The following is a 25,007-nucleotide window of genomic DNA, read 5'->3' on the forward strand; positions in this document are numbered from 1 at the left end:
CTAAATCTTAAGACAACTGAAATCGCTGACTATTGGTGGGTTACGGCGGACAGTTCTTTTAATCCGAAGTTACCGACTCCCGACTCCCTCGGTGCGCTTGACCCGTAATTTAATTACGGGTCAAGCGCACCGCTCCCGACTCCCTGATAAACCAAAGCGAAGACTACAGTAGGGTGCGTTATTAGCCCACCCTACTGTTGGTTTTATGCTGACGCTTAACCCTCAACCGTCAACCCTCAACCCTTAGACCAAACTTGGTAAAGGAATGGTCAAATGGGGATACAGAGGAAAGCGATCGCATAACTGTGCCACACGCTGGCGACATTGAGTTGCCACTTGCTCATCCTCTCGATTCAGTAAGCGATCGGCAATAATATTACCAATCTCAGTAAATTCTGCCACTCCCATGCCTCGGGTAGTCATGGCGGGGGAACCTAGGCGCAAGCCACTGGTGACAAAGGGCGACTCTGGGTCAAAGGGAACAGTGTTTTTGTTAGCCGTAATCTTGACACCGCTCACCAGTTGGTCAGCTCGCTTACCTGTCATACCAATAGAGCGCAAATCTACCAGTAATACATGGTTATCTGTACCACCAGAAACAATCTTTAACTCCCGGTTTTGCAGTGCCGTTGCCAAAGCCTTAGCATTTTCAATCACCTGGGCAGAATAGGTTTTGAATGCTGGGGTCAAGGCTTCCCCAAAGGCAACAGCTTTACCAGCAATCACATGTTCCAACGGACCCCCCTGAGTTCCGGGAAACACTGCCTTATCGAACTTTTTACCCAAATCCGATTGATTGGTCAGAATCAAGCCACCCCTTGGACCACGCAGGGTCTTGTGAGTGGTAGTAGTGACCACATGGCAGTGAGGAAGGGGGTTAGGGTGATGACCAGTAGCAACTAAACCAGCAATGTGAGCCATATCCGCCATCAGGTAGGCACCCACTTCATCAGCAATGGCCCGGAATTTCTCAAAGTCAATGATTCGGGGATAGGCGGAATAGCCGCAAATAATCAGTTTGGGACGCTCTTTCAGAGCAAGTTCCCGAATCTGACCATAGTCCAATTGTTCAGTCTCCTGGCTGACACCGTAGTGACACACCTCAAACCATTTGCCCGACACATTGACCGGTGACCCATGGGTAAGGTGTCCGCCATGGGACAAATCCATCCCCATAATCTTGTCACCAGGTTTTAGTAAGGCTAGAAATACTGCAAAGTTCGCTTGAGCGCCAGAATGGGGCTGCACATTGGCATGAGCAGCACCAAAAAGTTCTTTAGCACGGTCAATCGCTACTTGTTCGACTTTGTCAATGAACTCACAGCCGCCATAGTAGCGCTTTCCGGGCAATCCCTCAGCATATTTGTTAGTTAGCACTGAGCCTTGTGCTGCCATCACCGCTGGGGAGGTGAAGTTCTCACTAGCAATAAGTTCCAGATGCTCCCGTTGGCGTTGGAGTTCTTCTCCCAGATACGTGGCTATCGTGGGATCGGTTTCGGCGAGAAAATCGAAGTTAGTTTGAGTCACTTTCTTTACTTCTAGGATCGATCACGTTTGGGTATTGACACAACAACCTTAAAGGTGTAAGTGCTTACAAAAAATCCTCTGAGGCAATCAAGCCCCGTCTAGGCAGGAGCGGGAATCAAAAACTGAGGTAGCGCTTTGATGCACGGGTTTATCCCATCAGCGACTACCGGTACCGACATAGCAGCTTTAGTCGCCCTGAAGATTTTGTGACCACTCCCACATCAAATCAGAGATTATGATGTGGGCTTCTCAAATTCGCAAATGAGACTTGCTGCTCCTCGATATCCTGTATCGATTTACCACAGCCATTGAGCGGCAGTCCAACCGCCATTAATGCACGATTCAAAATGTTGATGCCACTATTCCAATCGCGGTCAATTTTTACTCCACAATCAGGACAATGATGGACTCTGTCAGCGAGATTTTTCTCAACTGAAGCTCCACAATTGAAACACTCGATACTTGTACCCCGTGGATTAACTTCCTGGACTAACAAACCGCGTTTGACCGCCACTGCTTGTAAGATTTCTAGAAATGACCCCCACGCAGCATCATGTATTGATTTTGCGTGTCTTATTCGAGCAAGTCCTTTGATATTTAAATTTTCGTGAGCAATTAAGTCATATTTATTACACAACCAATGAGCAACCTGATAATGAAACTCTTTTCTGCAACGAGCTAAGTGAAGATGCAACAAGCTAACTTGCTTTTTAGCTTTTTTCCAGTTGTTAGAACCCTTGACACGACGGGACATCGCTTTTTGAGCTAATGCCAGTCTGTCTTGAGCCTTCCTGTAGAACTGTGGGATCGGTACTGCTTCACCGTCAGATGTAGTTAAAAACTTTTCTAAGCCAACATCAATTCCGACAGCAGACTTAACTGAATCTATAGGTAATATTTCAGGGACGGTATGATCCTTCATTGAAATGCAGCAATACCAACCATCAGCTTTTTTGACAATAGTACACTGCTTGAGAGTGAATCCATCCGGCAATGGTCGATGCATTACCACAGGAATAGAACCGATCTTGCTTAGTTTTAAAACTCCATCAATTAAGTGCGCCCCCGCTTTAGAACTATTCACCCTAGGAAAGACAAAAGATCTAAGTTCTCCAGGCTTCTTGAAACGAGGTCTTCCACCCCGCTTGCCACCCTTGACAGGTTTCCTCCATCTTTCCCACGCTTTATTAAGTCGTTGTAGATTAACTTGTTGAGTTTCTGCGTAAATTTTTTTGTACTCAGGGAACAACCGTTTGGTTTCCTTGAGGGCTGATTGCTGAGTGTAATAATTGAGTGGTTCTGGTATTTCACCAATTGGTTCACTAACGATACTACATCTATCAATAGAGCAACGACTCCTATTGAGCCAATCAAGTCTTTGCCCTAGAGCATAGTTCCAGTGACGGCGCAATAGTTCTAGCCATCTTTCCATGATGGCTACTTGTTCGGTGTTCGGCTTAATTCTGTAGCAGTAGGTCAGTATCATCAGCCCTTAGTTAAACAACTCAAACAATATCTCAAGAACCAATATACCCAGTCGGGCAATTCCCCGGAGACGCGCGCCTTAGACAGTTTAGCCTTTATAAGCGACAGTCTGTGAGTCATAAGTTTAAGTTATATGAAATAAGGCTCAACTGTCTTACGGTAACTTCTAACCCGTTAAATCACGCGATTATAACGGGAGACCCCTTGCCCGTTTAGTTGGACACGACCCTTAAACAGGACTTACCCAGTAAATATACCTACAGGGTTGGTTATTAACGCACCCTATTACTTATCCCTACTACTTATCCCTACTACTTATTCCTACTACATATGGGCGTTTGATGCCCAGTTTTTCACCAGTTTTTCATAAGTCCTGTCAAACAATTCATCGGTAAGGATGAGCTTAAAGCTTGATTCTGGAACGATTCAGACTCAGATTAGGCCAATTTTTAGCAAAACTTAAAGTTTTTATTATGTTAAATTATTTATTATACAACACTTATCATCCAGGGGATCTAATAAGATAAGAATAGGGTTAAGCAATAGTTCTAATCAACAGCACTTATAAACAAGACTTAAGCACTAAGGTGATTGGTCAAGAGTTTCTCGATTAGTATGGGCATAAGGTGTCGTGAGCAAATAAACATTTTTCCCTATCCTCCAGCCTGTTGAGAAGACCTTAGAGTATCTTGCTTCGGCATCAGCCCTGATAGCGTAACAGGATTAGTGCTATGTTAGTAATTCTAACGGACAACCAAGTAATTTCCCCCGACCTTGTCTGCCAATGTTGTTTACTGGCTGACCCAAGTGGTCAACCTCGCTGGCATCAAGGCAAATTGGTGTGTGCTCATCTCCTCAAGAAGCTAAGTGAGAAGCAAGCTCAACAGTATGAGTGTGAAATGGGCTTCCGTCTGGTAAATATGGAGTAAACTTTTGTAGTAAGAACTTTTGTACTAAGAACTTTTGTACTAAGCGATCGCGAAGCGTGACCAAAGGTCAATCGCATTTCAGGTTGCGATGGGGTAGAGTGTTGTGCTGCGCTATGCTGAATAATAGTTAGTGTAACCCTGATCTGAACATCTTCAAGGAGAAATCACGATGACTTGGCGCGGATCAACAGATGTTAAAGACCGGATTTTTGCAGCCCTTGCATATATACTGCCTCTAATTGTGGTTTTGCCCTTTGGTCAATTTCTGCTAAGACAGTTTCCCATTCTGGGCATTATTTACCTGCCACTACAACCATTAATTTCAATTTACTACCGTTTGCCGTTGGCGGGGTTAATTATTTTCTTTGTTTTGTTCTTAGCCGTAGTCAGAAACCCACGAATCAGCCATTTTGTTCGCTTTAACACCATGCAGGCGATTCTTTTAGACATTCTTTTAGTTTTGGGTTTTCTATTGTTGCCAATTTTACGCCAAGCACTAGGGGTTAACTTGCTAACAGAAACCTTGTATAATGTAGTATTTTTAGGAATCCTTGCCGCCTGCGGCTACTCCATGATTCAATCATTGATGGGTCGTTACGCAGAAATACCAAGCCTTAGTCAAGCCGTTTACAGCCAAGTCCCCTAGTATTCCTTAGTCTTGGCCTGTGAAGGGCGTAAGCTCACCGTATTTTCCAACTGGCCAATTCCCTCAATTTCCACCCGGACGCGATCGCCAACTTCCATTGGTCCTACTCCTTGGGGTGTCCCCGTAAGGATCACATCTCCTGGTACTAGGGTCATCACCTGGGAAATGTAAGATACCAGAACATCTGGCGGAAATACCATTTGACTAATTAAAGCTGATTGTACTGGCTCAGGGTTGTCATTCAGAAATGTCTGCAATTTTGCCCCAGCACTCAATTCCCGGACTATCCAGGGTCCGAGGGGACAAAAGCTATTAAATCCCTTAGCCCTGGTCCATTGGGCATCCCGCTTTTGTAAATCCCGAGCCGTTACGTCATTAGCGATCGTATAACCCCAAATTTTGGATTGAGCTTCGTCTGGTGTGCAGTCTAAGCAATAGTCACCGATTACCAGTGCTAATTCTCCCTCATAGTCTACTCGCTGAGACTGAGGCGGATACTGGATGGCTTGAGAGTCAGGAATTATAGTGGTAGGGGGTTTAAGAAACAGTAAAGGTTCCTCAGGAACTGATGTTCCCAATTCCGCTGCGTGTTCAGTATAGTTTTTGCCTACAGCCACGATTTTAGTTGGTGCACACGGAGCCAGCAATTGATAGCTTTCTGGTTCCAACTCTAAATCTATGGGTTGTCCCTGTAACCAAGGTGGTGCATCCAGCACCTGAATAGTGCGGGTCACCTGTAACAAGCCGTAGTAGGTCTGTCCTTTAGAAGATTTAACTCGAACGTAACGCTGTGTCATAACAATAGATGTTCCTTAATAATATTACGAAAATTCTCTACTTTACCTAAGGTAGTATTGAGTTGGTAGTACGTCAGTACTGAGTACCGATAACAGATTGTCCTTAACAGTACAATAGATAACAAGCTGCATTCAGACATAGCATCTTCTAGTAGTGTCTGGTGGTGTCTAGTGTTATTCCCCTTTGACGAATGTACTTTCTTTGAGCACAACTTAATTGAAATTTAATTGAAATTGGTTGCACAAGGGGTTAAAATGCTGAAGGGGTAATGCTTGTAAAGTATTGAGATCAAAGTATTGAGATCAAAGTATTCAGATAAGTGTAACAACCCCACACACTTACCGATCCGGTAACTGTCCGCTTGAGTAGCGGTAGATCAATTCCTTGCTTCTTTAACTATCCAGTAGCAAGCAAGTCAATTACCCAACCTTGACTCTCACCTTTGGTGTGGTTCAAGGAAAGCTGATTGTTAGTGCTGATTGTTAGTGCTGATTGTTAGTGCTGATTGTTAGTGCTGTGTATCGGATAAAAAGAAGCCAAATTGTCCATAAGGAGATTAATACCAGTGAAAAACACTTACGAAATGATGTACATCCTGCGTCCTGATTTGGGCGAGGAACAAGTAGATCAAGCTATCGGCAAATATCGAGACCTGTTGCAGGAACTAGGTGGAGAGCAAATCGAGATTCAGCATCGTGGCAAGCGTCGTTTAGCCTATCCCATAGATAGGTACCGGGAAGGGATTTATATCCAAATGAACTATAATGGACCAGGTACCCATGTGGCCAAGATTGAGCGAGCAATGCGTCTAAGTCAAGATGTGATTCGCTACCTCACCATCAGACAGGAATCATCCCCAGCCCCTACACCAGAACCAGCAGAAGTTGAAGCTTGAACTCTCGGTATTCCAGGGGGTAATCGGTAATCGGTAACAGGTAATGGGTAATGGGTAGTTGAGGATTACCTATTACGTAAGCATTCAGCTATCAGCGTGTCGCGTATCAGCATATGCGCTACACGCATGCTACTTGAGGTGCTATCAGCTTATGGGCGGGCACGGTACTTGATGTGCTTATGGGCATAGGGCAAGCTACACCGAACAGCTTTTGAATAAGCGATGCAGTCAGCCAAAGGGGGTTTCCCCCACTCGCGCTTGGGATCAAGAAAACAGGTAAGCATTCGTTTAATATCAGGAAAGTCCCAGGGTCGAAGCCTGTGCCACAAAGCTGTTCGCCCAGGGTGGGCCAAAAGCCCAGGGCTGACCGCTAAGGGCTGAATGCTTACTTCTTTGCTGGCTACAAAACACTAAGGATTAAAGACTAAGGACTAAGGAGTATCGATAAATTCAGTTCTTGGAAAGGTTCGGAATCTGGCTTAATCTCGATTTGATTGGGTTGAGCCGATTCACCATTAATCAGTAAATTATACTTACCCTGCTGCAACCCTTCTAAATAAAAGACCCCAGCACCGTTGGTAATCGAAAAAATCGATTTTCCTGAATCAACTGGTACTGCTTCTACCTTCGCACCCTCCACCGCTTCTCCCCCAGCATCAGTGACTACACCTGCAAAGGTGTAGGATAGTACCATTGGCACAGTAACTGGAGTATAGCTACCGGGCACCACCTCCACCGCATAGGCCGATTCCTCGGGTTTCCAGTCGATGGGATATCCGGCGGGGTCAAGGTCAAGGCGATAGGTGTCAGGGTCGAGTTTGACAAAAATCCCATTGTTGCGAATGTCTGGTCGAAAAGAGGTAATCGATTTATTATTCAGCAGTAACAGTAAATCCGGCTCTTCGAGGTAAATCTCTTCCCCTTTATCTCGTTTACCATTGCCATTGTTGTCAAAGAAAGGCTGAATTAACAATCCCCCTCGGCTGCGTAAGCGGTCAAAGCGGGTGTCGGCAGCGCTAATCCCTGATTGGACATTGATATTGGGAGAGACCTCAATCCTGAACGTGCTGCCATCAGAGGTAGTAGATATTTCCTGATAACGTAACCGCAATACTAATCCGGGAATCACGGCACTGGAAGCTGAGGCAATCAATCCATTACCCCGAGAACCGAAGCCATAGCCGAAATCCAAGTCCCATAGATATCGACCATCACTAGACTGTTGTGGAGAACGATAGCGCCAAGCTAAGCGAGCGAGGTGATCATCACGGTTATTTGAATCCCGGGTTTCGTAACCCAGTAGCAGGGAATGTCCTTTAGAGGCACTGCTATCGGACAAATAATAGATTAGTTCGGAATTGGTGGTGATTTCATTGCCTCGATGGGACAGTCTCAGACTTCCCAGGTTAGACCTCAAACTCCAGCGCAAGTTATTATTGGTGTCCATGTCAGCACTGGCAAAGAGTGAGAAATTTTGGCTAGTGTGGGAAATGCTCATACCAGCAGCTAAGGCTTCTTCCCGAGTGTTACCACTGGCTCTCAAGGTTAAACCACGAAAGACTTGCCAGTTGACCCGAAACCGCTGCGCTAGACTATCACTGTTGAAGTTAAAGCTCAGCTTAGGGGAGGGTTGGAAGTTAATACTGGCATCATAGTCTATCCCCTCATCCTCTGTACCCAAAAGAGCCGACACTTTTACCTTTAAGGGAAATCCAGCAGGTTGATAGAATAGTTCCCCTAACCCCAATACTGACTCGTCGTAAACCATCCCCATCCCCAAAGTCAGGTCTTCTGTGACTCCTAAGCGATAGGCAATTCCCCCCCGCACGTCTGTAAACTCACCAAAGAAATTCCCATTCTGGCTCGATTCCCGACTCAAGCCAGTGGAAACAACTAAAGCAGAGGCTCCCTTGGTCAATTGACCCGGTATAATAGAAAATTTTGCCTCTCGAATTTCCGGTTCCGCAGTAAGCTGTCCATCGGGATATAGAAAGACGCGATAAGTATTGCTACCGCCTCGTCCAGTTATGACATTTTCAAAGCGGTAAACCCCAGAGGAGTCCACTAGGATTTCATCCACTACCACATCATTAAAACCTTGGGTCAGCTGGACTAACGTACCCGGTTCAGCTTCCCCAGTAATGCTGCGTCCAATGTCATTGGCTTGTAACCGTTGGCTAGGACTAAATCCACCCCCCGATGACCGTGGTGGGATAAATCCCCAGCGCTGGATAGTGGTCGCACCCCAATATTGACCTGTCCCTTGACTTCGCCAAAAGGTGGGCTGGGAACCTAGGACATAATCCGCTGCATCGGTTTGGCGAAAATACTGGGCTTCCTGTAACCGAAACGTCCCAGTATCGGTTAAATCCGGTTGGCGAGTCCTCAGAAACCAGCTACCTCCTAATAAGGTGCCGATGGTGGTAAATTCTCCAGTATAGTTAGTGGAATTAGACAGAGAACTGCTACCACCCCCTCTGCCACTAATATTTACCCGTTGTCTGATCGCGGATATGCTAAAGGCAGGGGCATCAATCTCAGATAATCCTTCAAGTACGACTGGGATTTCTGGAGTTCGCCGACCTTTGCGCCGCACATTCAACCAGGGGGGATTAAACCTAATGGCGTATTCAATCATGTCAAACTCCGTCGGGACTCCTAGAAGAGTTTGGATGGTTTTGACGGGAATGACTAATCCTAATTCTGGGTCAGTTGGTAAGTCTTCTGGATTGATGCGGGTGACTAAACCAGGCGATCGCACTTCTAATTGACCATCTTCTAAGGGTTTGACATCTAATTTCAAGCCCTTAATCACATCATCTAAGGGAATCAGCCACTTTTCAAAATTAATTGCCTGGGAACCATCTTCAAATCCCCGCACTAAGGTACTAGGAATCACATTCTGTTTTCCCAGATTGACGCCTACAGGAAGAATAATCAATTGATCACTATCGTTTCGCCTTGGGCTAGAGGTAGTGGCGGCGACTTCCGGTTTTGGGATTTCAGGTGCTAGTGTTTGGGCAACAACGGAAGTTATGGTAATCAAAGAAGACAAGAGAGTTGTTACAGCTAGATAAGCTAGTGAAATAATTTTCATCCAACACCTATGAGCTGACTAAATGCTGACTAAATTTTTTAAGGGAAACTACATACATACTTTCCAATTTGGTCAGATCAAGTAACAGTAACTAAGGGGTTTGATACATCGGGTTTATTGCAGTAGCACTACTATTCCCTTATTCCCCGTAATTTTATCCACCTTAATCAAATTCAATGAATTTTAAATTCGGTATCTTTCCGGATGTATCCAGTTAGGAAATTAGGAAACAATAGAATTACAAACAAATTACAAACAAACAGTTTATTCCCACCAGATAAAGGACATGAGAAACCAATTCGGTAAATCCTTATTTATTTCCGCCTTGACTGCTTTAGGTGTTGCTGTTGGTGCTACCAGTGCCTTTGCTCAGGAAGCTCCTGAGACAGAGCAGGAGTTTGAATTCCACGGCACAGTAGAGGGAACATGTTCTTTTTTAAATGTTCAACCTGGTAATTTAGCAAACCCTTTTCCCGAAGTATTAGTTGCTAATGACGTAGAAGGTGATCCTGCTACAGGTGTGATGGTGTGTAATAGTGGCGCAATTGTCTCTCTTGGGGATTTGATGCCGATGAATCGTCTATCTGAAGAACTTTTAGACACCGCCAATAACTACGAGTATGGAGTTACTTTTTTTGATCTTGGGGGTGGACCAGTTGGCGAGATTGGGCGTAGTAAGGAAGGACCTGCACTGCCACCCCAATCGTTACCTCCTAACCAATACGATGTTGAAGCTAACATGGAGATCGAGGGACTTTTACCCCTTAAAGGTGGTGATTATGCCTATAAGTTTACGGTGACAGCTACAGCTGACTAAACTCAACTATTGGCTGGAAGCCAGCGACGTATTCCGCTGGAAAATTGAACTGCAATTAACCTCTATATTTTTAGTTGTCTCCGTGGGAATCGGCTTCACCCGATTTTTCCTACGGAGACTTTACCAACAAACCGTTGATTTATAATAATCTAACATCAGCTAATTGTTCTGTCAATATCTAGAACAGCCTTTCCAGACAGATTTAAGTAAAAACAATTAGGGTCTGTATTATTTACTATGGGAATAAAAACCACCATAATCCTATAAAAAATATTACTATATTACCCGTAATTTTCTACATATTAATCAAGTTAAATTAGTTTAAAATTTCGGTATCTTTGCTGAATGGTTACAGTTTTTATTTTTTTAAAATAATTTCTAAAAATTTCCTTTACACCACCAGTTTACCCTAGCTCAAGTAGATGTAAGCATTCAGCTATCAGCCGTTGGCCGTAGGCCACGCTACTTGATGTGCCGTCAGGTAATCAAAGGGAGGTAGTAAACCAGCTGGGGGGTGGTGGTATGGCTGGTTGAAAATCCCTGCTCGTTGTACTCATCCGACCCCGTGCAGTTAAAGCGCCTGCTAGCACCTCAACTAGCACCATCTGTAGCGCATAAGCTGATACCTGTTCCCGTAGCGTGCGCGTAGCCCATTAGCTGACAGCTGAATGCTTACAACTGGAGTTTATCATAATTAGTTTTTAAAAGAAACAGGAAACAGGTAAATTCGGAGCAGATAACCGGATAATTTTTAATTAATAAAAAGATAATATCTGTGTTAAATACTACCTTTTTAATTCAGTCTTTGCAGTCTTGTAGAGAGATAGCATGCTACCTCTCTACTTTTGCTTAAGTTAGTGCCATTCGACTTAATCAAATCGGCTTCTTGGAGAAGTAGATAACTTTGGATATTGGCAGGATTGTGGAGACTAGTTTTGGACTTTTGCAAGAGGTCTGCTGATTGGCGTACTCTGAATTTACCTACTCTGAGCAGTGGTGCTGCTGGGCATAGTCAGATTAATACTAAAAGGCACACTTTGTCGATTCTCTTCTTCGCCCCAAAGCAAGGTTCCAGTCAATTGGTATTGTCCAGCTGTCAATTCCTTGGCATCACTAGGATATCCGATAGAAATCTTCCGTTCCCCCCCAGCAATCACTGTCCATTCGTTTTGTTTGCCAGTGGTGACCGTAGTGGTTCCCTGCTTGAGAGTCCACTCCACCTTGGGTCGTGCAGTGGCATTGCCACTGTTGCTAACCTGTAACAGAATCTGCTTACTCTTGTGATCAAAGCTCGCTTCCTCTACGGTCAATTTGGGAGAAATATCTCCATGACGTACATAGACAGTCACACCAATGCGAGGTACGATGCCCATACTGACACCACCACGGTTATTCTGGGAATGTTCCAGATTTTCTGTGAAAATCACTGCCCGATATTCCCCTTTTTCCATACTAGGAGGAAAGCGGGAAATCATTCGGATGCGGCGAGTTACGCCTGGTTCTACCACCAATTCACGAGGGGAGAATTGTAGATAAGGGGTTAAATCATTAGAGCTAGATTCCAATGCTTCAAACCCATTTTCATCGTAGGTGAAAGGTGTCGCATAGACACGGGCTCGAAATGCCTTATTACTGCGATTGGTGACGTTGATGATACCTCTAGCTTGACCTCGTTCTGCTTCTTCTTCAATAACTAAGGGAGAAACTTGAACCTGAGCTTTAGCTAATCCTGGAAATAGCACCAGTGCAGATAAGGCGCAGCTACCTAAATAAGTTATTAAATGTTGATTGAGTTTAATCATTTCTAGGGAACAGGGAACAGGGAACAGGGAACAGGTCATCGGGAATCGGGAATCGGGAATCGGGAATCGGGAATCGGGAATCGGGAATCGGGAAAAATATTTGTACCTATTTACTATACAAAGTAAGGATTTAGCTTATGCGCTACGTCCCAGCGTCGAAGCCTATGCCACGATAATTGAGGTGCCAAAGGCCAACGCCTGACAGCTGACGGCTGACAGCTGATAGCTGATAGCACCTCAAGTAGCACCATCTGTAGCGCATATGCTTACGATAATTTAGTAAACAGCGATATATAGCACTACCCATTAAGGTTAGGACATTTATAAAAGCAGCAAAAGCTATTATATTCAGCTATTGCTAGCATGCCTATTGCCTATTGCCTTGCGCGTAGCGCTATACTTTAATCTATTGTTGACTAAATTTATGGTAATAGCTATGGTTAAAATTACTGATTTTTATATACTATTATTTTTCAACAATCGTTATAAATACGGATATAGCAATGCTAAGTGATTTGTAAGTAGTCACACAAAAAAAATTACCTGTTTTACAAAATAAAAATCCTGATGTTATAAGCCTTACCGATAATAGGAAGAGGTAATTTATTTTGTAATGATACTTAAACAATACTTACCTTAAAATCGTCCTGAGTGCTAAGTAGTGATAAATTAAGCCACGATCACAGAATATTCAAGTTCAATCCTGACTTAGGCAACAAAACCAGGAAAAGGTTGATATGGAATCCCTTTGCTCTGACACCTATGCCAGCATGATAGTAACGGACATTGCCTCAAATCAAGAAATTTCCAGTTGGAATCGGCAAACCTATCAACGTTTGAAACTCGCTTTGAGTATTGGTCTGCGCCGCCAGCTTTTTTTGGCAGTGTGTGATGACCTGAATCTGCGCAACCAGCTAGCAGATCAATTATACCGGGAGTTAGGCTTATGTGCAGCAAACGGGTCAATGAACCACCAAGGTTACCCAAACTTGGTCAGCCTGAATTTAAATCTGAGCGAACCCAATCCCTTAGCTCAGATTAGTCAATGGTTAACCGACCATGAGGAATCTTACACTTCTGAAAGTATACCGGGATTTCAGATTCTGGGTATAGAAAACTTAACACGGCAACCCGCAGCACTGCAACGATTGTTTCTCAGGCATTTACAGTCAATTGGGAATAATCTCAGCTACTGGGAACTGACTTTCTTGCTCTGGTTGCCACGACCTTGGTTTTATTCCATTCAGCAGTCGGTACCAGAATTTTGGCAACAGCACACTGGTTTCTTTGAGTTTGAAGGAGAACCAACACCCCTATCCCAAAGGGTGGCTGATACAGCACAGGCTTCTTACACATTACCCCCCTCAACAACAGTAATCGATCCTGGTCAGGAAGATGTGGAGACACTGTTAGGGCAAGAGGATATGTTGACAGTTAAAAGTTTTAATGTTGAAGCTTTAAACGATAACTTTCAATCAAAGAATGTGCGACTTGAAAATCACAGTGAAACACCACAAGATAACTTACAAATAAATAACCTGCGACCGACAACTGAAACTGAAACACCACAAGATAACTCTGAACCAAATAACTTGCAACCTGGAACTCAAAAACCATCTACAGGCCAAACCTATCTTGAATTGGGCAATCATTATCGCTACCTGATTGAACAAGGAGATGCCTCTGAGGAAAACTTAGTGATCGCAATCCAGGCTTATGAGCAGGCGCTGCAATGGTCACAATTCACACCTATCGAAGAATCCGCTATCCTCAATGATGTGGGAAATTTCTACTGGATGCTATCTCGTTGTCCGAACAATGACAACCTGATGCTCTCTTATTTAGAGCAAGCCATTAAATGCTATCAAGTAGCACTAACTGACTTTTTAGCGGAACAATCTCCCGAAATTTTTAGCATGATACAGAATAATTTGGGAACAGCTTATGGAGAGTTAGCCCAGTACCAAGATTTAGCTAAAAATCTGGAAAATTCTATTCGCGCCTATGAAGAAGCTTTGCGCTATGGCGGTGCTGACCATGACTTGGTTAAATATGCTTCAACCCAGAATAACTTAGGAACGGCTTACTGGAATCTAGCGCAACATCAATCACCAGTGCCGAATTTAAAGAAAGCGATCGCAGCCTACCAAGAAGCCATCTCTCATCATGACACCACAGCCAATCCTCAGAATTGGGCAATGATTCAAAATAACCTGGGTACGACTTACTGGAGTCTTGCCCAGCACGAACAACCAACAGTCTGGTTGAAGCTAGCCATATATGCCTATCAAGATGCTCTCAAATACCGGAAACCGGAGGTTGACCCAGCTGGCTATGCTGCAACCCAGAATAACCTAGGTACCGCCTACTGGCACTTAGCCGACCAGTTAAAGGAGGAATATGGGGCAAAAGCAGAATACTTTAAGCAATGTATAACGGCTTATGAAAATGCTCTTGCGATCGCAGGATATCAACCACACCCTTCTGACCAAGTCTCTAACCATAACAGATCACCTGTACCAGTTAATTTTGATATTATAGCTACCTACAACAACTTGGGGCTAGTTAATTTCCAGCTAGCGACACACCCACAATTTTCCTTAAGCAAAGGGTCTAAGTTAACTCATTTAGAAGCTGCCCTACACCAACATGTCCAAGCTTGTATGGGTACAGTTGAGCAACCGGAAACCTACCAAATTTCTCTGAATTACCTAATCCACACCATTCGAGCATTCTCTCGGGAAAATGGTCCTGCGGGACAAAGCTTTGCCCTTTCTAAAGTGCCAGGTCAGCTATTACCAGAAATTTTGCATCGCCTATAGGGTTTGTCTCTGGGTTGTAAACACACGAATTGGGGCAAAAGGCAAAAGGCAATAGGCATGCTAGCAATAGGGGAAAGAGAACCTCAGTTTTATTGTCCAATAAAAAAAGACCATACAGGTTTCCATCTCAAATACCAACGCTATAGGAGCCTAGTAATTTAAATTTAAATTTAAATTACCAATTCTAGATATCAAAAATTATCACAAATAATTTTTGATGCCATATTCCCTACTCTCTGCTCCCTTTGCTAGCCCAATTCCCAAATTTATAATTCTAAAAAGATAGTTCACCATCTTGATCATATTGTAACTGTTGAGGCTTGTTGTGAATCTTTCTAGGAAACGGTCTTGGATCAGGTTGATTTTCGGCTACTGATGATTGGGGTTGCTCTTGGTCAAAGATAGCCTGAGTATCATTGACAAACGATTCTACTAATGGCTCCTTGGGCATCACTTCATTATTACTCAGCTCATCATTTAAATCAATAATTTCTCCGCCAAAACAATCTTTAATTTTCCCTAAAGCTTGCTCTATTTGATCAGCATCCCAGTCTAAGTCAGAGAAATCATAACCTCCCTTGGATAATACAGTGTCCACTGCTTCAGATGCTTCAGAATTGCTAGGAGGGGCAAGGTTTTCTGGCTGGGATGGTTGGGAGGAGGGGTTTACTGCTGGCTTTGAAGAGTCACTGGTGCTAGGTGGCACAACTAGTTTGGCCTTGGTTGAATCCCCCTTTGAATCCCCCTTGCTGTTTGAAGATTCCTGTGGTGCTGGGGTAGTGATTGGTGGAGGTAATTTCTGAGTTGGTACTGCTGCTAGGGTCACTCTTGATTGAGGAGCGGTCTGGGACGGGTTTGCTCCTACGAGTTGGAAATTAACTTTCACATGACCTGGATGGACTTTGGCAAATGCCTTTTGAATTTGGGGCAACATTCCTTTTATAAGCTGTTGTACACCCTTCTTTTTGATGCCAATAGATGCCTCTCGGCCATTGAAAGCTAATAAACAGCCGTTGCTACGCAGTATTTCTCTAGACCCATCCAGTTCAATATTACGAATGACCTGTTGCCAAACCTGCTCGATTTCGTAGGGCTGGTTGCTAACCTCGCTATCTTGCTCAACAATAGCGCTATGGTCAACCTCCTGATTCGGTATTGAGGTTGTAGCTAAATCAGGGGTTTTGGGTATGCCATTGGTAGAGGTGTCTGGGTGTGGTTGAAACCCTAACCTTTCTGAAGGCTTAGGCTCCTCAGTTTTCTGAGTCTTGGGCTTCTGAGCTGGTTTACTTGGATGCTCTGGTTTAGGAGTAGTCTGATCTCGAGCAGAGGTTGATTGATTGTATGGCTCTTTTCTGGGCTGATGTTTCCCAACTGGTGGTAGTTTAGGCTGGTGCCTAGGTTTAACCGAAGGTGCTGAGGGTTTGACTGATGGATTTTCAGGGAATAACTTTGAGGTTTCTACGGATTGAGAGGCAAGAGCCGCTGGCAATAAACCCATTAGGGTTACTTCTAACCAGAGACGGGGCTGGGTAGTGTTTTTGATCTGAATTTCACTGTCTTTTAGATGCTGTTGACCACGTAAAATACTCTCCACATCCAGCTGTTTAGCTAACTCACACAGCTTCTGCCAGGTGGGGAGGGTGATGGCTGATAAATTATTACGAGCAGGAGCAGTTTTAGCAATCAACAAATCTCGGTAGAAGCTAGCCAGATTTTGTAGGATAACTAGGGGCTCTCGACCTCTATCGATCAGATAGCCACATTGTTCTAGTACTGCTACTGCTTCAGAAGATGCGATCGCGTTTAGCAATGCCAGCAAGTCTTGTTCAGGTAATGCCCCCACTAAATCCCAAACCTGCTCTACCGTGACCTGTTCATCTAACAAACTCAGTTGATCTAGCAAACTTTCTGCATCCCGGAGCCCGCCTTGAGCCCCTTGTGCCACTAAGGTTAAGGCATCTGGTGTAATAGTTATATTTTCCTTAACTGCAATATCCTTCAGATGAGACACCATTGCCTCTAGGGGAATGCGGCGAAAATCAAAGCGTTGGCAGCGGGAAATAATGGTGGGTAATACCCGTTGAGGGTCTGTGGTAGCCAAGATGAAGACTACCCGCTCCGGTGGTTCTTCCAGGGTTTTGAGAAGGGAGTTGAAGGCTGCGGTACTAAGCATATGGCATTCATCGATCACATACACTTTGTAGCGGCACTGGACTGGGGCAAATTGAGCCCGTTCAATGATTTCCCTGATATTATCTACACCTGTATGACTAGCTGCATCCATCTCAGTCACATCCAAGGATAAACCACCAGCGATCTCACGGCAGACGTGACATTCCCCACAAGGAAATGGAGTTGGCAAATCAGTCTTGAGACAGTTGAGAGACTTAGCTAAAATCCGTGCTGAAGAGGTTTTCCCGGTACCTCTAGGGCCAGTAAACAAATAGGCAGGGGCAATGCGCTCACTCTCGATGGCATTGGTTAGGGTTTTTGCGATCGCATCTTGCCCCACTAAATCTGCAAATCTCTGGGGACGATATTTGTGATGTAGGGGTTCGTAGCTCACGACTTTGTGCTGTGGGGGGCTTACCAGATTGCTCTAGTAGTGTTTTAGTGACATACTCCCGACGCTGCCAAGCACGGGACAGTGCGGGCTTCTTTCCAACACCAGCTACTGCTTAGGTTACACGGGTTACTTTATTAACGACACGGTCAGAAGTTACCCCAGCGAGCAATCCCTCGCTGGGGCAGCCTTTATGGCTAGGAGGCTTGGCTGAAAGGGTTAAAACTTTGAGGCGCGACCCATGGCGAATTAAATTACGGGTCAAGCGCGCCTCCATTTGGCATTTCGACGTTCCGACCCTTGCCCCGCGCTGACCATAGTACACTTAGCCTATCCGGTAAAGTGCGGGGCTTCTCGCGGTTTAGCTAATAGTGTTTTAATTTTAGGCAAGACATATGGGGGTCTTTTTAGGGATTGCTGGAGACAGGGGTTTGTTAAACCTTTATCTTCGGTGGTAATCTTTCACCAAAGATAGTAACAGGGATATCAGACTCCTATACTACTGATGGGTTACCTTACTTGACACTCCCCACAGCTATAAGCAGGGGGATTCTTGGCTCACCGAATTGACTTGCCGTGACAGGTTTACACCAACCACAGTAGAGGTCAAATCTCCCCAAGCGTTCAGAATCATTGATCTAAGTTCCGGTGTGCCCCACCGTACTCAGGGTTTTTCCTCAGACTTGCCAGGCTTTCTCTAATTTCTTGCCCAATGACTTTCATAGGCCATCATATCGTTAGATTGAATTACGCAATGTGCATTCTCAAGACACATTTTTTACGTTACCTACTTATATCAAAGGGTCATCTCCAATACTGGCGTGCCTTACTATCTGATTATATACTACCAGAGCCAGTATCAGCATTCGAGATCAAAATTAGCTGACGGGGAATAAATTCCCTTCGGGCTCATCCCCATAACGATAAGTTAGGGGATGAGCCCTCAGAGCTTTCGGTAAACTATATAATCGAGCATTTCTACCTCATCGATATATATCTTCTGTTTTAATTATGGAATCAGCTATTTCTTCTTCTGTTAGTACTACTGACGAATTACCCCGCGAGGTGAGAGTTGCTCAACTGCGTAATCTGGTAGAAACTCTACACATCGCGGATGAAATTGCCAGCCAAGGCTACCTGATTAGTAGTTCTGAACTGGCCGATTTAATGGATGTGAACGCCAGCGCTGTCACTAGTCGGGGTAACCACTGGTCTTGGCGCAACTGGGTTGTCTCAAGGGTCAGGCGTGAAGGTAATCAAATTCTGTGGCAGTTAGAACGGGTAGACAAAGGGAATATAATGGATGAAGACTAAGCCTTACAAGACTAAGCGCTAGATAAGGGCATGCCTATACTACCTTGAGACTATGTTGGTAAGCAGTCAGCAGTCAGCGGTCAGCAGTCAGCGGTCAGGTTATTTGATTCAATTGCGGTGTACTCCTCAAGTAGTGTGGCCACAGGCTGATAGCTGATACGCGACACGCTGATAGCTGATAGCTTACCTATGTTGAGACTATGTTGAGTGTTCACCCTTGACCGACCCTTAACGATTAACACTCAACACTCCCAGTGGTTGATTAAACCCCATGAACACAACTTAATATTACTCATATGTCTTGTCACAACTGGGATGATGGGAAAATAGCTAATATATTGGCAGTAACCCTAGTCTTGCAAATGTAGGTTACAGCGCAAGAACATGGGTCAAACAGAGCGAGCAGCTTCATGGCATCCGTACCCAAAATGACTTCACCTGTCTCGGAAAACCCGAAGAACTTGATCCGCCCATTTCAATACCATGATTTGGCAGCAATTGAGAAGCTACTGCAACAGGCAACTGATGGGCAGAGTAAGATCTGCCCATCAGTTGACCAACAGCCACTTAAACACGTTAGACGCTGGTATTGGTTGCTGAAGTTTTTGAGTTGGTTTCCCAACCCCTATCAGTACAGCTTTTGTATGTATGTGGCTGAGCAACTCCAAAAGCTGTGCGGACTGATCAAAATTTCCCCATTTAATCACACCCGTAGTACTTGGCGGGTGGAGCAGGTGTTAGTTGATGCCAACAATTCTCTAGTGAGTAACACCCTGGCAACTCGAGACATTGGCTCGGCTCTGTTGCGCCATTGCTTTGAAAAAATTTGGCAAGCGCGAACTTGGTTATTGGAAGTCAATATCAATCATAAAAGTTCACTGGCTCTTTATCGGCAAAACGGATTCCAACCCCTAGCTCAGATGACCTATTGGGCGATTGAGCCAACACTGCTGGAAAAATTGGCGGTTCGTGAACCAGATTTGCCGAACCTGTTGCCTGTCAGTAACGCAGATGCTCAGTTGCTCTATCAGCTGGATACGGCATCAATGCCACCAATAGTGCGTAAGGTTTTTGACCGCCATATCCAGGATTTTCAAACCAGTATGTCACGGAAAATCATTGATTCACTGTGGCAGTGGCTAAATCATACTGAAGTGATCAGTGCCTATGTATTTGAACCACAGCGTAAAGTCGCCGTTGGCTATTTTCGGCTGCGACTGTGCCGTGATGGTAACCGTACCAACTCAGCTGAGTTAACAGTTCATCCAGCCTACAATTACCTATATCCAGAGTTACTGTCTCAAATAGCACGGATTGCCCAAAAACTGCCTTCCCAATCCCTACATCTGGCAACGGCTGACTATCAAGCTGAGCAGGAAGAGTATCTAGCTCAGCTGGGAGCAGAACGGATTGAGCATACTCTGCTGATGTCCCGTTCTGTCTGGCATAAGTTGCGAGAAACCAAGTCTGTTACTTTTGAGTTATCGGATGTGCTTCAGGGGCTACAGCCAGCCCGAACCCCAATCCCCAGCCGCATATCCTGGTCACAATCCCCATCGAAGAAACACCGTGCTAAGGGTAAAAAGGTCTCTATTGGGGTTTCCCAGTCTAAGAGTGTAGTCTCTCAAGAGGAGACGGTGTCGGTTAAATCTTCACCACAGAAGTAGTTAGAGATTCCAAGTTGGGTTATAGCTAATGTAAGAAAGCTTCATACCTAATGTGCCATTTCCAAAATTAGCTCTGTGACTGTAAATTTATAAGATAGGAGCTTAAGTTATGGAAAGAATTTCAGCACTGGGATTGGATTTGGGAAGCAAACGTATTGGTGTGGCTGGTTGTGATGGGACGGGTTTGATTGCTACTGGTTTAACTACTATTGATCGTACCTCATTTCAAAGGGATGTTGACCAACTGCGAGAGTTAGTTGAAACCAGAGAAGTGCAGCTACTGGTGGTAGGTTTGCCTTATTCGATGGATGGGACTCTGGGTTTCCAGGCACGAAAGGTGCAAAAATTGGCGACGCGATTAGCAGCAGCACTCCAGCTGCCGGTAGAGTATATGGATGAACGGCTTACCTCTTGGGAGGCTGAATCGCGACTCAAGGCGAGTAAGCGATCGCTTACCCAAAATAAAGGACTGATTGACCGTCACGCTGCTGCTATTATCCTACAACAGTGGTTAGATAGGCGGCGCTCAGCTAATCATAACAATCCCCCAGCCTCTGGGAATTGAATCCCTTCTTGATGGTGATAGAATAGAAAACTGTTGACTTATACTAATTAAACTTTATCAATGAGTCTAACTCAAGAACGTAAAACTGAAATTATTAATGGCTACCAGGTCCATGAAACTGACACTGGTTCGGCAGAGGTGCAAGTGGCTATCCTGACTGAGCGTATCAATACATTGAGTCTTCATCTACAAAGCCACAAAAAAGATTACTCGTCTAGACGGGGATTATTAAAGATGATCGGTCGCCGCAAGCGCTTACTTAGCTATATTCGTCAAGACGATCAACAACGGTATCAAAAATTGATTGAGCGCTTAGGTATTCGGGGTTAGACCCTAGTTGAATAGACCCTAGTGTAAAAGAGTGTATGTCTACTGAACCGTCACGGGAGCGATTGCCTTTTGAACCACGTCAAAAGCGCAAAAAGAACCCTAAAGCCCAAAATTCATCAACAAATCCCCAAACTACTCCAAAGGAAAAACCCAGTCAAACTACTGTCAAGCAAGATAAGAAGCAAAATAAGAAGCAAGATCAGCCAACGGCAGCCTCAAATGACTCAATGGCAATCCCCGATGTGGTCAGTAAAAGGATGGTGCGTCGGATGGGTCTAATGTGTGGTATTCCCAGTTTCTTAGGGATAGTTACATTTGTGGTTAGCTATTTATTGATCACACAGGTTGGGGTAGAGTTACCCCATGTGGCAGTGATTCTGGTGAGTATGGGATGCTTTGGTCTAGGTGTGTTGGGGTTGAGCTATGGTGTTCTTTCTGCTTCGTGGGAGGAAGATATACCAGGAACTTTTTTTGGTTGGCAAGAGTTCACCACTAACCTAGGCAGATTGACATCAGCATGGCGTGCTGCTAAGACAAAGAGTTAACCCTTTGGGAATCCTATGATCTCAGTTTGGGGATAAGTTTACCAGGTAGGAAGCCCAAAAGTGCTTCCTAACTAACCTGGGTAAGTAATTTGTTATGGTAATTAACATATTATTATATTAATTAGTTATATTTTTGCGTTCTTCCGCCTAAATCAAAGATTGTAGACAGGGAGTTCCCTCAAAATTTTGCTTAAAACAGATATCGCGACTAGTTAAACATTAATATAAGCCAAAAAGGCATATCTAGAGCAAGAAAGTGTTCTGTAGAATAATTAAAGCACTCTGTCAACAGCAAAGGGAGTAAAAGGGAGTAACTCGACCATCTCCCACCCAAATTCCCTGAGTGGGGCTAAAATCCCTAAGCTGTTGAGAATCTAGTTGTATTAGACACTCTAAGGGAAATCTTGGGTTTCAGCCTTAGAATTATGTTTGTTTAGTAGGGTAATCAAAATTAAGAGCTAACCGCCACCTACTAAATACAATAGAACTTTTTGTATTGTTCCGGTGCGGAGGGGCATCCCGTGTCGTCAATCAAGCTTGCCAAGTATCCGTTCGCGTAGCGTCGGGCAAAGCCCGATACCGTTGGGTGGAGTTGGCAAGAAGCCCACACTGTAATCTCTGATAAGCGTGTGGGAGTATGTCACTCGGCTCGTTTCTCATCCCCGGTCATTAGACGCGGGGTTTATAAACTCACGAGGATTTTTTTATGATAGTAGTAATGAAGGTAGGCTCTCCAGAAGTCGAGGTGACTCGCCTGAGCCAGGAATTTAGCCAATGGGGGCTGACTCCAGAAAAAATTGTTGGTAAGCATAAAGTGGTGTTGGGTCTAGTCGGTGACACCGCTTCTTTAGACCCCCTACAAATTCAGGAAATTAGTCCGTGGATAGAACAGGTACTGCGGGTAGAGCAACCGTTTAAACGGGCTAGCCGTGAGTATCGTCATGGGGAAGCCAGTGAGGTATTAGTGCCAACGCCGAATGGACCTGTTGTGTTCGGTGAACACCATCCCTTGGTAATTGTTGCCGGTCCGTGCTCGGTGGAAAACGAGGAGATGATCGTGGAAACAGCACGGCGGGTTAAGGCATCAGGAGCCAAGTTCCTGCGGGGAGGTGCCTACAAACCCCGGACATCCCCCTATTCGTTCCAGGGTCATGGAGAAAGTGCCTTGGATTTGCTAGCCAAGGCACGGGAAGAAACTGGGTTGGGCATCATTACTGAAGTGATGGACACGGCTGATGTGGATAAAATTGGTATGGTAGCAGATGTTCTGCAAGTGGGTGCCCGTAACATGCAGAATTTTGCCCTACTGAAAAAAGTGGGGGCTCAAGATAAGCCAGTACTCCTGAAGCGGGGGATGTCAGCAACTATTGATGAGTGGTTGATGGCTGCTGAATATATCCTAGCAGCGGGCAATTCTAATGTGATTCTTTGTGAACGGGGAATTCGGACATTTGACCGTAAATACAGCCGGAATACCCTAGATCTTTCAGTAGTGCCAGTCTTACGGCTCCTAACTCACTTGCCGATTATGATTGACCCCAGTCACGGCACAGGGAAGTCGGATTATGTTCCAGCTATGGCAAAAGCAGCGATCGCAGCTGGAACTGACTCGTTGATGATAGAAGTTCACCCCAACCCCGCTAAAGCCCTATCTGATGGACCACAATCTTTGACACCGAATCGGTTTGATGAGTTGGTGAAAGAAATGGCGGTAATCGGCAAAGCCGTAGGGCGTTGGTCTGAATCTGCTGTGCCTGTTGCTACTCATTAGTAGTTAGTTCTTAGTGATGACCTGAGTTCGAGATTACTAACTTGATCCAGAACTCAGGTTAATTAAGACTGATAGCTAATAAGATAACTAAGAACTAATCAAACAAACACTCTGTGTTCTAGACAAGGCATCTGTTGGCGGACTTGTTGGAGGCGGTCTGGGTCAATTTCTGCGATCGCAACTCCTGGTGTGTCTCCAGCATCTGCCAAGATTACCCCCCAAGGGTCTACTATCATAGCATGACCATGGGTGTAGCGCATGGCATAGTGACGACCAGTTTGGGCTGGGGCAATCACATAGCAAGTGTTTTCTATGGCTCTAGCTTGGAGCAGAACCTGCCAATGGTCTTTGCCAGTGTAGGCAGTGAAGGCAGCAGGCACAAACAATACATCCGCTCCATTCTGGGATAAGTGTCGATAGAGTTCCGAGAATCGGACATCATAACACACAGATAATCCCAAATTGCCGAATTCTGGGGACGAGTAGACCTTGGGTAGTTCAGTTCCAGCCTTAACTGTCTCTGATTCTCGATAGGTATTCCCATCAGGAAGGTTAACATCAAATAGATGAGCCTTATGGTAGCGAGCTAGTTCATTGCCACTCGAACCGATGAGTAGGGCTGTATTGTAGACTTTACTACTACCCACTGGTACCGGAAAGCCACCACCAAGGATGGTGACCTGGAACCTTTGCGCCATAGTTTTGAGGAATTGTTCACTTTGCTCTGCGATCGCATCAGCGTGGGTAATTTTGTCTTCCTCTGTACCAAGAAAAGAAAAGTTTTCCGGTAAGCTAATCAGCTCAGCACCACGACGCACGGCTAGGTCGATCAGTTCTTCTGCCTGAACTAGGTTTTTTTCTAGGTCAGGGGAGCTAGTCATTTGAATGGCAGCTGCAAGATAGCACTTCATTATGATTCAACCCTAGAGTTTTCAATATAGACAGATATTAAATCTGATATTAAATCTATTTTCTATATTTTCCCCAGAATGCCCCAAACCAAATTAAAAAAAATTAATCACTGTTAGACTTCCCGTCGCAGAACCAGCACTGGACAGTGGGCAAATCGAACCACTCGCTCAGCTACTGACCCCAAGACAAATCGTTTCAGACCGGTATAGCCATGAGATGGGATCACAATCAGGTCAATAGCTTGTTCCCTGGCGTAGTCGATGATGTTTGAGGCAGGATTTCCGATGGTGACGTTGATATGAATTCCTTGGTATAGAGGTTCCTTGAATCTCTCAGAAAGCACGTTTTCCACATGGGATTTACGAGTCTGGCTATCTACCGTACGCCACATAACTCCCGGTTCACCAGGGTTGAGAGGAGGTAGGACATGGATAACGTATATATGAGATGCATCCTTGACAAAGTCTATTGTTTTTTCTAAAGCCTCAAAGGAGGTTTCAGAAAAATCAATTGGGACAAGTA

The 25,007-nt window shown here is 44.7% G+C and carries 22 protein-coding genes; 12 read left to right on the plus strand and 10 right to left on the minus strand.

Annotated elements, in window-relative coordinates:
* Positions 1-243: 243 nt before the first annotated feature.
* On the minus strand, positions 244-1,527 hold the full coding sequence (glyA, locus tag F6K37_RS08715; protein ID WP_287249561.1) for a serine hydroxymethyltransferase: 1,284 nt from the start codon (positions 1,525-1,527) through the stop codon (positions 244-246).
* Between the two features lie 226 nt (positions 1,528-1,753).
* Complete coding sequence (locus F6K37_RS08720) at positions 1,754-3,013, minus strand: RNA-guided endonuclease InsQ/TnpB family protein (RefSeq protein WP_008188511.1); 1,260 nt, start codon at positions 3,011-3,013, stop codon at positions 1,754-1,756.
* A 730-nt stretch (positions 3,014-3,743) separates the two neighbouring features.
* Between F6K37_RS08720 and F6K37_RS08725 the strand changes: the two genes are divergently transcribed.
* Positions 3,744-3,941 carry a hypothetical protein gene (locus F6K37_RS08725; protein WP_008188510.1) on the plus strand — a complete coding sequence of 66 codons (198 nt, stop codon included), beginning with the start codon at positions 3,744-3,746 and terminating at the stop codon, positions 3,939-3,941.
* 169 nt (positions 3,942-4,110) lie between these two features.
* Entirely contained in the window at positions 4,111-4,587 is a 477-nt protein-coding gene (locus F6K37_RS08730) for a Tic20 family protein (protein ID WP_008188509.1), read from the plus strand.
* Here the strand turns inward: F6K37_RS08730 and F6K37_RS08735 are convergent.
* Complete coding sequence (locus F6K37_RS08735) at positions 4,584-5,384, minus strand: fumarylacetoacetate hydrolase family protein (protein WP_008188508.1); 801 nt, start codon at positions 5,382-5,384, stop codon at positions 4,584-4,586. The two genes, F6K37_RS08730 and F6K37_RS08735, sit on opposite strands and share 4 nt — an antisense overlap.
* A gap of 566 nt (positions 5,385-5,950) precedes the next feature.
* Here F6K37_RS08735 and rpsF point away from each other — a divergent pair.
* Complete coding sequence (gene rpsF / locus F6K37_RS08740; protein ID WP_193374718.1) at positions 5,951-6,280, plus strand: 30S ribosomal protein S6; 330 nt, start codon at positions 5,951-5,953, stop codon at positions 6,278-6,280.
* Between the two features lie 424 nt (positions 6,281-6,704).
* Here the strand turns inward: rpsF and F6K37_RS08745 are convergent, their stop codons facing one another.
* Positions 6,705-9,377 carry a carboxypeptidase-like regulatory domain-containing protein gene (locus F6K37_RS08745; RefSeq protein ID WP_008188506.1) on the minus strand — a complete coding sequence of 891 codons (2,673 nt, stop codon included), beginning with the start codon at positions 9,375-9,377 and terminating at the stop codon, positions 6,705-6,707.
* A 286-nt stretch (positions 9,378-9,663) separates the two neighbouring features.
* On the opposite strand from F6K37_RS08745, the gene F6K37_RS08750 reads away from it, so the two are divergent.
* Positions 9,664-10,194, plus strand: coding sequence for a hypothetical protein (locus F6K37_RS08750; RefSeq protein WP_008188505.1), 531 nt, complete (start codon positions 9,664-9,666; stop codon positions 10,192-10,194).
* 977 nt (positions 10,195-11,171) lie between these two features.
* Here the strand turns inward: F6K37_RS08750 and F6K37_RS08755 are convergent.
* Positions 11,172-11,936 (minus strand): fimbrial biogenesis chaperone, encoded by a 765-nt coding sequence (locus tag F6K37_RS08755; protein ID WP_287249571.1) that lies wholly within the window; start codon positions 11,934-11,936, stop codon positions 11,172-11,174.
* 46 nt (positions 11,937-11,982) lie between these two features.
* Between F6K37_RS08755 and F6K37_RS08760 the strand changes: the two genes are divergently transcribed.
* Both F6K37_RS08760 and F6K37_RS08765 read left to right on the plus strand, forming a co-directional pair.
* Entirely contained in the window at positions 11,983-12,198 is a 216-nt protein-coding gene (locus tag F6K37_RS08760; protein ID WP_008188502.1) for a hypothetical protein, read from the plus strand.
* Positions 12,199-12,733: 535 nt separating this feature from the next.
* On the plus strand, positions 12,734-14,818 hold the full coding sequence (locus tag F6K37_RS08765) for a tetratricopeptide repeat protein (protein WP_008188501.1): 2,085 nt from the start codon (positions 12,734-12,736) through the stop codon (positions 14,816-14,818).
* A 274-nt stretch (positions 14,819-15,092) separates the two neighbouring features.
* Here the strand turns inward: F6K37_RS08765 and F6K37_RS08770 are convergent, their stop codons facing one another.
* The gene (locus tag F6K37_RS08770) at positions 15,093-17,384 is read right to left on the minus strand and encodes a DNA polymerase III subunit gamma/tau (protein WP_008188500.1); all 2,292 of its coding nucleotides are present in this window, start codon (positions 17,382-17,384) and stop codon (positions 15,093-15,095) included.
* Positions 17,385-18,392: 1,008 nt separating this feature from the next.
* Between F6K37_RS08770 and F6K37_RS08775 the strand changes: the two genes are divergently transcribed.
* On the plus strand, positions 18,393-18,695 hold the full coding sequence (locus tag F6K37_RS08775) for a hypothetical protein (RefSeq protein ID WP_008188499.1): 303 nt from the start codon (positions 18,393-18,395) through the stop codon (positions 18,693-18,695).
* An 80-nt stretch (positions 18,696-18,775) separates the two neighbouring features.
* Here F6K37_RS08775 and F6K37_RS08780 read toward each other — a convergent pair whose 3' ends face one another.
* The gene (locus F6K37_RS08780; protein ID WP_287249577.1) at positions 18,776-18,910 is read right to left on the minus strand and encodes a hypothetical protein; all 135 of its coding nucleotides are present in this window, start codon (positions 18,908-18,910) and stop codon (positions 18,776-18,778) included.
* Positions 18,911-19,105: 195 nt separating this feature from the next.
* Between F6K37_RS08780 and F6K37_RS08785 the strand changes: the two genes are divergently transcribed.
* The 4 genes from F6K37_RS08785 to F6K37_RS08800 all read left to right on the plus strand — a co-directional run bounded on the left by F6K37_RS08785 (position 19,106) and on the right by F6K37_RS08800 (position 21,802).
* Entirely contained in the window at positions 19,106-20,362 is a 1,257-nt protein-coding gene (locus tag F6K37_RS08785; protein WP_008188498.1) for a GNAT family N-acetyltransferase, read from the plus strand.
* A 109-nt stretch (positions 20,363-20,471) separates the two neighbouring features.
* The gene (ruvX, locus tag F6K37_RS08790; protein WP_287249580.1) at positions 20,472-20,927 is read left to right on the plus strand and encodes a Holliday junction resolvase RuvX; all 456 of its coding nucleotides are present in this window, start codon (positions 20,472-20,474) and stop codon (positions 20,925-20,927) included.
* Between the two features lie 60 nt (positions 20,928-20,987).
* Positions 20,988-21,257: a 30S ribosomal protein S15 gene (rpsO, locus tag F6K37_RS08795; RefSeq protein ID WP_008188496.1), complete on the plus strand. Its 270-nt coding sequence runs from the start codon at positions 20,988-20,990 to the stop codon at positions 21,255-21,257.
* 35 nt (positions 21,258-21,292) lie between these two features.
* On the plus strand, positions 21,293-21,802 hold the full coding sequence (locus tag F6K37_RS08800) for a PAM68 family protein (RefSeq protein WP_008188495.1): 510 nt from the start codon (positions 21,293-21,295) through the stop codon (positions 21,800-21,802).
* Positions 21,803-22,333: 531 nt separating this feature from the next.
* On the opposite strand, the gene F6K37_RS08805 is transcribed toward F6K37_RS08800, so the two are convergent.
* The gene (locus F6K37_RS08805; protein WP_287249585.1) at positions 22,334-22,462 is read right to left on the minus strand and encodes a hypothetical protein; all 129 of its coding nucleotides are present in this window, start codon (positions 22,460-22,462) and stop codon (positions 22,334-22,336) included.
* 46 nt (positions 22,463-22,508) lie between these two features.
* Here F6K37_RS08805 and aroF point away from each other — a divergent pair, with 46 nt between their 5' ends.
* Positions 22,509-23,573: a 3-deoxy-7-phosphoheptulonate synthase gene (gene aroF / locus F6K37_RS08810; protein WP_044494869.1), complete on the plus strand. Its 1,065-nt coding sequence runs from the start codon at positions 22,509-22,511 to the stop codon at positions 23,571-23,573.
* Positions 23,574-23,671: 98 nt separating this feature from the next.
* Here aroF and F6K37_RS08815 read toward each other — a convergent pair whose 3' ends face one another.
* Together F6K37_RS08815 and F6K37_RS08820 are read right to left on the minus strand one after the other, a co-directional pair.
* A complete protein-coding gene (locus tag F6K37_RS08815) occupies positions 23,672-24,484 on the minus strand; it encodes a carbon-nitrogen hydrolase family protein (RefSeq protein WP_008188493.1) in 813 nt (270 codons plus the stop codon).
* Positions 24,485-24,597: 113 nt separating this feature from the next.
* Positions 24,598-25,007 (minus strand): universal stress protein (locus tag F6K37_RS08820; protein WP_287249589.1); only part of this gene is annotated, 410 nt, incomplete at its 5' end.

The organism is Moorena sp. SIO4E2 (assembly GCF_010671945.1).
In the GTDB taxonomy this organism is placed as follows: domain Bacteria; phylum Cyanobacteriota; class Cyanobacteriia; order Cyanobacteriales; family Coleofasciculaceae; genus Moorena; species Moorena producens.